9 protein-coding genes are annotated in these 12,867 nt (G+C 62.3%); 3 read left to right on the top strand and 6 right to left on the bottom strand.

Going from position 1 to position 12,867, the window contains the following annotated elements; translation table 11 throughout:
- Nucleotides 1-85: 85 nt before the first annotated feature.
- Both rnd and NKJ26_RS08625 read right to left on the bottom strand, forming a co-directional pair.
- The gene (gene rnd, locus NKJ26_RS08630; protein WP_352694925.1) at nt 86-1,237 is read right to left on the bottom strand and encodes a ribonuclease D; all 1,152 of its coding nucleotides are present in this window, start codon (nt 1,235-1,237) and stop codon (nt 86-88) included.
- 75 nt (nt 1,238-1,312) lie between these two features.
- A complete protein-coding gene (locus NKJ26_RS08625; protein ID WP_352694924.1) occupies nt 1,313-2,557 on the bottom strand; it encodes an MFS transporter in 1,245 nt (414 codons plus the stop codon).
- Nucleotides 2,558-2,997: 440 nt separating this feature from the next.
- Between NKJ26_RS08625 and aspS the strand changes: the two genes are divergently transcribed.
- Entirely contained in the window at nt 2,998-4,785 is a 1,788-nt protein-coding gene (gene aspS, locus NKJ26_RS08620) for an aspartate--tRNA ligase (protein WP_352695067.1), read from the top strand.
- 237 nt (nt 4,786-5,022) lie between these two features.
- Here the strand turns inward: aspS and NKJ26_RS08615 are convergent, their stop codons facing one another.
- Nucleotides 5,023-6,213: an aq_1923 C-terminal domain gene (locus NKJ26_RS08615; RefSeq protein ID WP_352694923.1), complete on the bottom strand. Its 1,191-nt coding sequence runs from the start codon at nt 6,211-6,213 to the stop codon at nt 5,023-5,025.
- A 337-nt stretch (nt 6,214-6,550) separates the two neighbouring features.
- Here NKJ26_RS08615 and parC point away from each other — a divergent pair, with 337 nt between their 5' ends.
- Nucleotides 6,551-8,803, top strand: a complete 2,253-nt coding sequence (gene parC, locus NKJ26_RS08610) for a DNA topoisomerase IV subunit A (RefSeq protein ID WP_352694922.1) — start codon at nt 6,551-6,553, stop codon at nt 8,801-8,803.
- Nucleotides 8,804-9,049: 246 nt separating this feature from the next.
- Nucleotides 9,050-10,264 carry an AI-2E family transporter gene (locus NKJ26_RS08605; protein ID WP_027027984.1) on the top strand — a complete coding sequence of 405 codons (1,215 nt, stop codon included), beginning with the start codon at nt 9,050-9,052 and terminating at the stop codon, nt 10,262-10,264.
- A 40-nt stretch (nt 10,265-10,304) separates the two neighbouring features.
- Here the strand turns inward: NKJ26_RS08605 and NKJ26_RS08600 are convergent, their stop codons facing one another.
- The 3 genes from NKJ26_RS08600 to NKJ26_RS08590 all read right to left on the bottom strand — a co-directional run bounded on the left by NKJ26_RS08600 (nt 10,305) and on the right by NKJ26_RS08590 (nt 12,694).
- Entirely contained in the window at nt 10,305-11,201 is an 897-nt protein-coding gene (locus NKJ26_RS08600; RefSeq protein ID WP_352694921.1) for a DMT family transporter, read from the bottom strand.
- Between the two features lie 119 nt (nt 11,202-11,320).
- Nucleotides 11,321-12,085 (bottom strand): arginyltransferase, encoded by a 765-nt coding sequence (locus tag NKJ26_RS08595; RefSeq protein WP_352694920.1) that lies wholly within the window; start codon nt 12,083-12,085, stop codon nt 11,321-11,323.
- A 138-nt stretch (nt 12,086-12,223) separates the two neighbouring features.
- Entirely contained in the window at nt 12,224-12,694 is a 471-nt protein-coding gene (locus NKJ26_RS08590; RefSeq protein WP_027027987.1) for an RDD family protein, read from the bottom strand.
- Nucleotides 12,695-12,867 lie beyond the last annotated feature (173 nt).

Here is a 12,867-nt window from a genome sequence, read left to right as displayed (position 1 = left end):
ACCTCAAGACCGGACCACGATATCGGCGCATGTGTTGCGCCAACTCCCTTTCGCCAGCAAGGGGAGATGAGACACGCGGCTGACGCTACAGGTCGAATACCGCGATCTTGCGCTTGTCGAACTTGATGCCGATTTCGCCGCGCACCAGCTTGAGCGCCGCCTCGCCGAACACGGCACGCCGCCAGCCTTGCAAAGCCGGTACGTCGGCATCCTCGCCTTCCGCCGCGATGCGGTCTATGTCGTCGCTGGAGGCCAGCACTTTCGAGGCCACGCCCTGTTTTTCGGCGACGATCCTCAGCAGCACCTTCAACAACTCCGCCGCAGCGCTCGACCCTTCGGGCGGCTGGAAGTTCTTCGGCAGCTTCGGCATCTGCTCCTTGGGCAGGGCAAGCGCGGTATTGACCGCGCCAAGCAAAGCCGTGGCCGTCGAGGAGCGCTCCCAGCCTTTCGGCGTCGTGCGCAGCTTGGCCAAGGCCGCCATATCGCGCGGCCCCTGCTGCGCCACCTCATAGATCGCGTCGTCCTTGAGCACGCGGCCGCGCGGTACGTCGCGCTCGCGCGCCTCGCGCTCGCGCCATGCGGCCACGGCCTGCACGATCGCCAGTTCCTGCGGCTTGCGCAGCCGCATCTTCAGCCGCTTCCAGGCGTCCTCGGGATGTGGATCGTAGGTTTCGCGCGAGGTCAGGACGTCCATTTCCTCGTTGAGCCAGTGGGCGCGGTTCTCCCGCACCAGTTCGGCGCTGAGATGCCGATAGACCTCGATCAGATGGGTGACGTCGGCCAGTGCATATTCGAGCTGCTTCTCGGAAAGCGGACGGTGGCGCCAGTCGGTGAAGCGGGACGACTTGTCGAGCCGCGCGCCGGTGATGCGCTGTACCAGCTGATCGTAGGAAACGCTGTCGCCGAAGCCGCACACCATCGCCGCCACCTGCGTGTCGAACACCGGGTGCGGAACGAGATCGCCGAGATGGACGATGATTTCGATGTCCTGCCGCGCGGCGTGGAAGACTTTGACCACCGCTTCGTTGGCCATCAGCCTGAAGAACGGCCTCAGGTCGATGTCTGGTGACAGCGGATCGATCAGCGCGGTCACCCCGGGTGCGGCCATCTGGATCAGGCACAGGATCGGCCAGAAGGTCGTTTCCCGGATGAATTCGGTGTCGACGGTGACGAAATCCGACTTTTCGAAAGCGGCGAGAACGGTCTCGAGCTCTTGCTGGGTGGTGATGACGTGCATCAAATCGCTTTTGGCAGGAGTAAGGTCTTCCTAGATTTCAGCCGGCAGGGCTTTCGTCAAGCCGTGGCGCCATAGTCACGGTTCCGGCGGGCCGTCGGCATCGCCGCTTTTTCTGGCCAGCCGCGCGAAAATCGTCGAGGTGCGCAACAGCGCGGTAAAGCGGCTACGCTTGCCTGCCGGCACGCCGGACCGGGCCTGCATGCGCAAGAGAATGACCGCGATGAATATCGCATAGACGATGGCGCTGAACACGAACAGCGCGCTCGGCCCGAAATACTGCATCGCCGTCGAGGCGGCAAACGGGCCGCCAATGGCGCCGAAGGAGTAGAAGAGCATTAGCGCCGCATTGATCAGAACGAACTCCCCCGTGTCGGCTCGGTCGTTGGAATGCGCCGCCGACAATGAATAGAGCGGCATGGCGAAACAGCCGAAGACGAAGATGAGGACGAAGTTGAGCAATGGATTGCTGCCGGCGATGAACACCAGCGCCAGTGCCGAAAACATCGCGCAGCAGGTTGTCATCAACAGCACCCGGCGCCGGTCCCAGCGGTCGGAGAGATAGCCGAGCGGATACTGGATGATGGCGCCGCCGAAGATTCCGACGCTGACGAAGGTGACGACATCGGCGACCGACATGCCGATCTGTTCGGCATAGACCGGCGACAATGTGCGAAAGGCGCTGTTGGTGACGCCGACGGCGATGCAGCCGAAGCAGCCCAGCGGCGAGATCCGCCAGACGCGCGCCAGGTCGAGCTTGACCTCTTCCGGCGGCGTCGGGTTGGAACGGTCGCCGAGCGACACCGGCACGAGCGACAGCGTGATCATCATCGACATGATGGCGAAGATGGCGAAACCGCCGGCGCCGAAAACGGGAATAAGGAACTGGGCGCCGGTCACCGAGCCAATATCGACCATCCTGTAGATCGCCAGCACGCGCGCGCGATCATGATTGCTGACGCCGGAATTCAGCCAGCTTTCGACGATCGTGAACAGCCCCGCGAAGCAGAACCCGCCGACAAAGCGCACCGCGCACCACATCACCGGATCGAGAACCAGCACCAGGAGCAAGGTGCCGACCGAGGCGATCGCCGCCAGCGCCGAAAACGCCCTGACATGGCCGACGGCTTTCATGATGCGCGTGATGGCCAGGCAGCCGAGCAGGAAACCGGCGAAGTAGAATGTGCCCATCAGGCCGATGTAGGAAGCCGAAAACCCCTCCTGCGCGCCGCGCAGCGCGATCAGCGTGCTTTGCAGCCCGTTGCCGCCAAGCAGGATGCCTGCGGCGAGAAGGAGCGGTATCAGCGGGCGGATGGAGGACATGAAGAGGCAATCACGTATCGGTGATCTCTTTTGGACCATCGCTTCCGCCAACGCCAGCGGCAATTCCAAGCAGGCATTGGGGCGGCAAGACATCTTCCGCGTCCATGCCCGGTTCCGCCGCGAACAAGGCCATTGGCTTGTCGCCCCGAAGCATCATTTCCAACTCGCGGCCATTATGTGGCCCAATGACCGGTGGGACAGTGCGTTTTGGCACGAAGCATCTCCAGATCGCTTGATAATTGCGCGGTCGTAGGAAGCACTTCTAGTGGCAATGCACCAAGGCAGGCAAAGACTTAAACCCTGAAGGTCATGTCGTGAGACAACCCGAAGTCCGCTTGCCTTGACAAATCCGGCCTCCCATGCGCTTTTCGCGCAAATTTTCAGGCCGGGCTCTGATGCTTCGGCCCGCAACCCAGCACCCCGGACTTTTAGCAATGACAATGCACCGTTACCGCAGCCACACCTGTGCCCAGTTGAGAAAGAGCGACGTCGGCTCGACCGTTCGCCTGTCGGGCTGGGTGCACCGCGTGCGCGACCATGGTGGCCTGCTGTTCATCGACATGCGCGACCACTACGGCCTGACGCAGATCGTCGCCGATCCGGATTCGCCGGCTTTCAAGGTTGCCGAGACCGTACGCGGCGAATGGGTCATCCGCGTCGACGGCGAGGTCAAGGCGCGCTTGCCAGAGACTACCAACGCCAATTTGCCGACCGGCGAGATCGAGATTTTCGCCCGCGAGATCGAAGTGCTGTCGGCGGCCAAGGAATTGCCGCTGCCGGTATTCGGCGAGCCGGACTACCCCGAAGACATCCGGCTGAAATACCGTTTCCTCGATCTGCGCCGCGAGACACTGCACAAGAACATCATTGCGCGGACAAAAATCATCGCCGAGATGCGCAAGCGCATGGGCGATGTCGGCTTCACGGAATTCTCGACGCCGATCCTGACCGCCTCGTCGCCGGAAGGCGCGCGGGACTTCCTGGTGCCGTCGCGCATTCATCCCGGCACTTTCTACGCGCTGCCGCAGGCGCCGCAGCAGTACAAGCAGCTGATCATGGTGTCCGGCTTCGACCGCTATTTCCAGATCGCGCCCTGCTTCCGTGACGAGGACCCGCGCGCCGACCGGCTACCGGGCGAATTCTACCAGCTCGACCTGGAAATGAGCTTCGTCGAGCAGGACGACGTGCTGTCGACCATGGAACCGGTGATGCGCGGCGTGTTCGAGACCTTCGCCAACGGCAAGCCGGTGACGCAGAACTTCCAGCGCATTCCCTACGACGTCGCCATGCGCAAATACGGCACCGACAAGCCCGACCTGCGCAACCCGATCGAGATGCAGGCCGTCTCCGACCATTTTCGCGACTCCGGCTTCAAGGTGTTTGCCAACATTTTGGCCAACGACCCGAAGGCAGAGGTGTGGGGCATTCCGGCAAAGACCGGCGGCAGCCGCGCCTTCTGCGATCGCATGAACTCCTGGGCGCAAGGCGAGGGACAGCCGGGGCTGGGCTACATCTTTTGGCGCAAGGAGGGCGAGAAGCTCGAAGGCGCCGGTCCGCTGGCCAAGAACATCGGCGAGGAACGCACCGAGGCGATCCGGCAGCAGCTCGGCCTTGCCGATGGCGACGCCGCCTTCTTCGTCGCGGGCGACCCGAAGAAATTCGTGTCGTTTGCAGGTGCCGCGCGCACCCGCGCCGGCGAGGAGCTGAACCTCGTCGATCGCGAACGCTTCGAACTGTGCTGGATCGTGGACTTCCCGTTCTTCGAATGGAACGAGGAGGAGAAAAAGATCGACTTCGCCCATAACCCGTTCTCGATGCCGCAGGGCGGTATCGATGCGCTCAATGGCGACGATCTGCTCGGCATCAAGGCATTCCAGTACGACATGGTCTGCAATGGCTTCGAGATCGCTTCCGGCGGTATCCGCAACCATCTGCCCGAAACCATGGTCAAGGCGTTCGAGACGGTCGGGCTGGATCGCGCCACGGTCGAGGAGCGCTTTGGCGGTCTCTACCGCGCTTTCCAGTACGGCGCGCCGCCGCATGGCGGCATGGCGGCTGGCATCGATCGCGTCGTCATGCTTCTGGTTGGGGCCAAGAATTTGCGCGAGGTGACCATGTTCCCGATGAACCAGCAGGCCTACGACCTCTTGATGAGTGCGCCGTCGGAAGCAAGCCCGCAGCAACTTCGCGAACTGGCACTGCGCGTCGCGACGCCCAAGAAGGACTGACGGCAGCGTTGCAACTGCCCTTTCTCCCCGTCTCTATACGGGGAGAAATGTCCGGCAGGACAATGAGGGGCAGCGCGGCTGCATGTGATTGGCGAACGGCCGTAGCAAACTGACACCTGCTGTCAGGCAATCGGTTCGGCATTGAATTGCAATTTGCAGGCGTCGGCGCTGCCCCTCATCCGCCTGCCGGCACCTTCTCCCCGTCTATAGTGACGGGGAGAAGGGAGCTAACTTCGATCAGTCTTCGTTGGCCTTGACGCTGACGCCGAGCGTCTTCGGCAGGTCGAGCGGATTGGACATGGCGCCGGCCATGATCAGCGCGAACGGCACCGATGCCGGCGGCTCGGCCGAGATTTCGAGGCTCTTCGGATCGTCCAGATATTTGCCGACGGCGGCGGTCACTTGCGCGGTCAGTTCCGGATTGTTGAGCTGCGCCATCCCGAACGGCACGATCGCCTTGGCCTGGTTGGCGATGTCCTTGCCGGACATGCCTTGCTGCTTGCCGACATAGTCCAGCACCTTGTTGGTCAGCGAATCGTCGTCGAAGCGGATCGAGGCGCTGTTGAACGAAAGCTGCTGCAAAATGCCGAGCATGGCCATGCCTTGCGCCGAATTGTCGGCACCTTCTGGCTGCGCCGCCATCTTCTTCTGCATCTCCTGCAGCGACTTGATGAAGTCCATCGTGTAGCCGCCAAGGTCGAAGGTCATGCCGAGCGTGCCGGCATTCTCGACCGAGATGTCGTATTTGGACAGCTCCAACTTGCCGTCCGAGGGCTGCCAAGTGCCGGCCATCTCAAGATTGCCCGAGATGTTCTGGTAGCCGAGCGCATTGATGACTTCCTTCGACTTGGGATCCTCGACCAGCGTCAGGTCGGCGTTGAATTTTTCCGTGGTGCCGGTGAATTCCATCGCCTTGCCGTCTGCCGGCGGTGTGATCTCGATGGCAAGCCCGTCCATCGAGAACGCGGTCTTGTCGGCGACCTTGACTGTCATGTTCGAGAGTTCGGCGGACTTGTACATCATCAACGAGCCCAGCGGGCTGGTGGCGCCATCGGCCGGGACCGTCATGTCGTGGATGACGAAGGGGCTGAGATTGAGGGTGACGCCGTCCTTGCTGTGTTCGAAGGCCGATGTCGACACGGTGGCGATATCATAGCCGCCGTTTGCCTCGGTCACGCCCTCGAGTTTGACGTCGCCGATTGGGAGCGCCTCCTTTTCCGCGGCCGGTTTGACCGACACGCCCTGCAGCACCATGGCGGTATCGTCGCCGGTTACGCCGGTCCAGGAGATGTCGACGCCCTGGGCGGCAAGCGCCGCCTTCAGCCGGTCGGCAACCGCGGTATCCTGGGCCAGGGCCGCGTTCAGCGGCAGCGTAAGCAAAAAGGTCGAAAAAGCGAATTTCCTGAGAGTTGAGCGTTTGATTGTCATCGCAAATTCCCTGAGAGCCTGAAATTGTTTTTGAATTCTTTGCACCATCACCATGCCGCGACGAACTGGACGGGAAAATGGCGCATCCCGCCACATTGGTCAAAAATCCCGGCGAAAGGCAAACCCGATCCGGACGTCATCGGGCAAAGCGGTGAATTTGGAATGAAGACCCGACCGATGAGTGCCATCGCGCTTTGCAATAGATGCGGCGTGTAACAGGTTGATGTTGGCCGGCAAGTTCGACCTTGCGGTTTCATGTTGCAGAAACCGCGCGCGCAACTCCACCGGCTCCGCATGCGCTCTTGCCGCGAATCACCCGCTCGGCTAGGTCGAGCCCATGGGAAAAAGGCTTTTGCCGCCTGAAAATGGCGGCGGCGATCATATCGAACCGGTGGATCTGAAGAAGGCGCTGGAAGAGCGCTATCTTGCCTATGCGCTGTCGACCATCATGCATCGGGCGCTGCCCGATGTCCGCGACGGGCTGAAGCCGGTCCACCGCCGCATCATGCACGCCATGCGCCTGCTGCGCCTCAATCCTGACCAGGGGTTCGCCAAATGCGCCCGCATCGTCGGCGAGGTGATGGGCAAGTTCCACCCGCACGGCGACCAGTCGATCTATGATGCGCTGGTGCGGTTGGCGCAGAATTTTTCGATGCGCTATCCCCTGGTCGACGGGCAAGGCAATTTCGGCAATATCGACGGCGATAACGCCGCCGCCATGCGTTACACCGAAGCGCGCATGACCGACGTGGCGACCGAGCTGTTGTCCGGCATCACCGAGGACGCCGTCGACTATCGGCCGACCTACAATGAAGAGGACGAGGAGCCGGTTGTGCTCCCCGGTGCCTTCCCGAACCTTTTGGCCAATGGCTCGTCCGGCATCGCCGTGGGCATGGCGACCTCGATCCCGCCACACAACGCGGCCGAACTCTGCGATGCCGCGCTGCACCTGATAGAGCATCGCGACGCGCCGGTGGCGAAGCTGATGGACTTCGTTCAGGGTCCGGATTTTCCGACCGGCGGCATCATCGTCGACAGCCGCGCCTCGATCCTCGAAGCCTATGAGACCGGCCGCGGCGGCTTTCGCGTGCGCTCGAAATGGAACCAGGAAGATCAGGGCAGGGGCACCTGGAGCATCGTCGTCACAGAAATCCCTTACGGCGTGCAGAAGGCGCGGCTGATCGAGAAGATCGCCGAGCTGTTGATGGCGCGCAAGCTGCCCCTGCTCGAGGATATCAGGGATGAGAGCGCCGAGGACATCCGCGTCGTCCTGGTGCCGAAGAGCCGGTCGGTCGATCCCGGCATCCTGATGGAATCGCTATTCAAGCTCACCGAGCTTGAAAGCCGTTTTCCGCTCAACATGAACGTGTTGTCGCGCGGCAAGGTGCCCAACGTGCTGTCGCTGAAGGGCGTGCTGCAGGAATGGCTCGATCATCGCCGTGACGTGCTCATCCGCCGCTCGAAACATCGGCTGCGCGAGATCGAAAGACGGCTGGAGATCCTTGCCGGCTATCTGATCGCCTATCTCAACATCGACGAGGTGATCAGGATCATCCGCGAGGAGGACGAGCCCAAGCAGGTGATGATGGCCCGCTGGTCACTCACCGATACCCAGGCCGAAGCCATCCTCAACATGCGCCTGCGCGCCCTGCGCAAGCTCGAGGAATTCGAGATCCGCAAGGAATTCGATGGCCTGAGCGCCGAGAAGAAGCAGATCGAGGCACTGCTTGCCTCGAACGACAAACAATGGGCGACGATCAAGTGGGAAGTCGCCAACATCCGCGACAAGTTCGGTCCGGAGACCGAGATCGGCAAGCGCCGCACCCAATTCGCGGACGCGCCCGAGCACGATTTGACCGACATCGCGCACGCCATGATCGAGCGCGAGCCGGTCACCGTCGTGGTTTCCGAAAAGGGTTGGCTGCGGGCGATGAAGGGGCATCTGGCCGATCTCTCGACGCTGACCTTCAAGGAGGGCGACAGCCTCAAGCTCGCCTTCCATGCACAGACCACCGACAAGGTGCTGGTCTTCACCACCGGCGGCAAGTTCTACACCATCGGCGCCGATAGGTTGCCGGGCGGCCGCGGCCATGGCGAGCCGATCCGCATCATCGTCGACATGGACAACGACCAGGACATCGTCACCGCCTTCGTCCACGACCCGAAGCGCAAGCTTCTGTTGGTCTCACATGACGCCAACGGCTTCATCGTTCCGGAGGAGGAGGTGATCGCCAACACCCGCAAGGGCAAGCAGGTGATGAACGTCAAGGCGCCGGACGAGGCCAAGCGCTGCATACCGGTCACCGGCGATCATCTCGCCATCGTCGGCGAGAACCGCAAGATGCTGGTGTTCGCGCTCTCCGATATCCCGGAGATGGGCCGCGGCAAGGGCGTGCGGCTGCAGAAGTACAAGGATGGCGGCCTTCTCGACCTCAAGCCGTTTACGCTGGAAAGCGGCCTTTCCTGGCAGGATTCGGCCGACCGCACGTTCACAAGGTCGCGCGAGGAACTGGCCGAATGGATCGGCGCCCGGGCATCGGCAGGGCGCATGGTGCCGAAGGGATTTCCGAGGACTGGAAAGTTTGGTTGAAGCTGCGATCTCCCCCCTCGAGGGGGAGATGTCGCCGAAGGCGACAGAGGGGGTCGGTACGTCCTGACGCGACCTCTTTTTGCGGACGAAGCAGGCTGGCGCTCGCTGCCCGGCGACCCCCCTCTGGCCTGCCGGCCATCTTCCCCTCGAGGGAGATTACAGCGTCGTCATCACCATTTGGACTATCGTCACGATTACTGCACTATATCAGGGCATAAACGGGAAGGTGTCGGGAGAAACGGGCGTTTGAAGGAAGCAAGAATCCAGAAACCAGAACGGCAGCAGCGCCTGTTCGGACTGTCGACGCCGCTGCGGGCCGCCGTCATTCCGCCGCTGTCGGCGGCGCGCTGGCTCTTGGTGCTGATCGTCGCCGCCGGCGTCTATTTCTTCCACGGCTTCCTGTTTCCGGTGCTCGCCGCGCTTGTCATCGCTTTCGCCAGCTGGCCGCTCTACCGGCGGCTGCTGGCCGGCGTCGGCGGCAACCGCACCATCGCCGCGACCCTTGCCATCCTCTTCATCCTTGCTTTCCTGGTGATCCCGATCGCGCTTGCCGGCACATACGCCATCAACGAAGTGCGCGAATGGGTCGGCTGGGCCATCGAGACCAACCGGCATGGCGCGGTGACGCCACACTGGATCGCGACGCTGCCCATCGTGGGTGAGTGGCTGAACGAGCAGTGGACAACCAATCTTGGTCATCCCGGCGGCATCGGCGAATTGATCCAACTGGTCAGCGGCGCCAATATCGGCAGCATCTACCGTGGTGTGCTGGCCGCTGGCGGCAGTGCCTTCGGGCTGCTGTTGACGCTGCTGTTCATGATGATCGCGCTGTTTTTCGCCTATCGCGACGGCGAGCACTTCGCGGGTCAGGTCGACCGCCTCGGCGAGCGCATCCTGCCGACGAGGTGGGAACGGATCTCCCGCGTCGTGCCGGCGACCATCTCTTCGACAGTGACCGGCATGACCGTGATTGCCATTGGCGAGGGGCTGGTGCTGGGCATCGCCTACTGGCTGGCGGGCGTCCCGTCGCCGGTTACGCTCGGCGCCCTGACCGGCGTCATGGCGCTCATCCCCGGCGGCGCGCCGCTGTCCTTCACCTTGGTCTCGATCTACCTGGCGGCCAGCGGCTCACCGATGGCTGGGTTGGCACTGTTCATCTGGGGCGCGGTCGAACTGTTCATCGTCGACAAGACGCTGCGTCCGAAGCTGGTCGGCGGGCCGATCAAGCTGCCCTTCCTGCCGACCTTCTTCGGCCTGATCGGCGGCGTCAAGACCATGGGCTTCCTGGGCCTGTTCATCGGTCCGGTGCTGATGGCACTGCTGGTCGCGATCTGGCGCGAATGGCTGCGCGAGGTGGAGCTGGCTGACGAGATGGCCTCAGGCTCGGCCGCCGAAATCGAGGCCGGTCCACAGATCGAGATTCTGCCGGAGCCAGGCGCGGCGAAGAAGGCCAGCGCCTGACGTGGGAAATTGCCGTTTGCAGGCCGGGATCACCCGGGTATCAGGCCGGATGATGCACCGCAAAGTCGCTGCGGCGCTTGCGTCCCTGATGCAACTGCCAAAGCGAGTGGGCGACAAGCGTGACAATCAGGATCGCGCCGCCGATCATGCTGTTACGGCTCGGTGTCTCGGCAAAGACCATCCACACCCAGATCGGCGCCAGCACGGTTTCGAGCAGGTAGAACATCGCCACTTCCGGTCCTGAAATGTACTTCGGCCCGGCAGCGAGGCAGAAGAACGAGATCGGCATGATGACAGCGCCGTTGAAGATGATCCACCATGGCGCGTTCACCTGGATGCCGGTCTTCGAAACCATCAATGCGGCGACGGCGAAGGGCAGGGCGACGCCGACCAGCGCCGTAAAGCCCATATCCTTGCCGCTCGCACGCGAAATGGTGATAGCGCAGGCAATGCACAGCGCGGAGCACAGTGCCATGAGGTCGCCGAACAGATGCCCGGTGCCGATGGAATCGCCGACGATGATCGCGATTCCCAGGATCATCAGCGCCAGCGCGGCCAGCGTGAGCGGCCGTGGCCGCTCCTTCAGGAACAGCCAGGACAGCAGCGCCGAGAACATGGTGGTGAAGGCGAGGATGAAGACGAGATTGGCCGTCGAGGTGTGGAAAACGCCGGTGATGAAAGCAATCGAACCGAGTCCGTAGAGTGTGGCAACCACCAGTCCTGCCTTGCCGGGAATGAGTTGCGGCGCATCCTTGCTCAGGGCACGCCAGACCGCCCAGATGATCAGCGACGCGATCAGGGTCGTGCCGGCGCGCAGCAGAAGGATCGTCCAAGCCTCCCCGTCGGCGAGGCGGATCAAGGGAATGTCGACGGTCAGGGTCAGGCCGCCGATGGCGGTTATCAGCAGGCCCTTCTGGTGATCGTTGTGGGAAGACATGCGGCAGCTCTCGCAATGAAATGCAGGTGTGACCGGTGCGATGGCGCACTCTCCAGCCAAGCGGTGGAAAGACCAGCATCCCTGCCTTGAAACAGTTTAAGCGTGGACCGTGGGAAAACTCAGCGTGAAACCGCTTCGTTGGTGTAGCGCTCCCAGCCTTTCGGGCCGAGATGCTCCTGCGGCGTGAAGCGCATCTTATAGTTCATCTTGCGCGAGCCGTTGACCCAGTAGCCGAGATAGACATGGGGCAAGCCCATCGCCCGTGCGCGGGCGATGTGATCGAGGATCATGAACGTGCCGAGCGAACGTTCCTCGTAATCGGGATTGAAATAGGAATAGACCATCGACAGGCCGTCGGCCATCTTGTCGGTCAGCGCCACCGCGATCAGCTCGCCCTGGCCCTTGCCGGTTATGAACGTGTCGGGGCCGCGCCGCCGGTATTCGATCACCTTGGTGTCGACATGGGTGTCCTCGACCATCATGGCGTAGTCGAGCACCGTCATGTCGGACATGCCGCCACGGCGATGGCGGGCATCGAGGTAGCTGCGGAACAGCGAGTATTGTTCGGTCGAGGGCTCGGCATTGTGCATCGCGCCGACCAGATCGGAATTGTTGTGCAGCACGCGCTTCATATTGCGGCTGGCAACGAATTCCTGGGCGAGGATGCGCACGGAAACACAGGCGCGGCAGGTCTCGCAGGCCGGCCTGTAGGCGATGTTCTGCGACCGCCGGAAGCCACCTTGCGTCAAGAGATCGTTCATCTCCGAAGCCTTGTCGCCGACCAGATGCGTGAACACCTTGCGCTCGAACTGGCCGTCGAGATAGGGACACGGCGATGGCGCGGTCAGGAAGAACTGCGGCGACTGGGTCGGATGCTGCGTCATCGAGTCTAGGATACGCTCCTTCGAGTCGCTCTACCTTTGGCGCGGAAAGCGAAAAATTCAACAGGATTATGAAGGCGCGGCTGGGTGAACGCCTTCACATTTGCGCTGACGCGCCGGTAGCGCTTCCCAGAAATGCCGTCAATGGCCGGTGCGGCTGACCACCGTGCCGAGCAGAAGATCGTGCAGCGTGCGCTTGCGGTCGGCAAACAGGGTCACCAGAAGGACCAGCGGCGAGAGAATGACGTTGCCGGCCCAGAACAATACGGAATGGACGACCGCGGTCAGGCCGTCGATCGGCCTGCCGTCGAGCCGGTCGAGGCGGATGCCCATCATTTTCATGCCCGTGGTGGCCTGGTCGGCGCTGCCCAGCGTGTTCCAGATGTAGAGGATCGCAACGGCCGGAACGAGGATGCCAAACAGCATCCAGCCAAGGCCGAGCGTCAAAAGTCCGAGGAAAAACACCAGTATGGCGAACGGAATGGTGAGCAAGGCGACGATGATGTAGTCGAGCACGAAGGCCAGGATGCGCCTTGTGCGCACGCCTTCATAGGCCCTGACATCGTCGAGCCGGGTGTTGATGATTTCGCCGTCGAGAACGCGAGCGTTCATGTTATTTCCTCGTAACAAGGCCCGACATAGGGTGTGGGCCGCTCAGCAATGAAATGGTGAAGACACGCGGCGGAATCAAGGTTGAGCTTCCCCAGCGCACGCAAGGCCCGAAAGGGGTGAGGTACAATCTGGACCGGTTGAATTTGCCGCACGGATGGCATTAGCTTGCTGCG

The organism is Mesorhizobium sp. M0152, from assembly GCF_040322415.1.
Classification (GTDB): Bacteria; Pseudomonadota; Alphaproteobacteria; order Rhizobiales; family Rhizobiaceae; genus Mesorhizobium.
The sequence above is the reverse complement of the archived record's forward strand: the minus strand, read 5'-3'. Positions and strand labels throughout refer to the sequence as shown.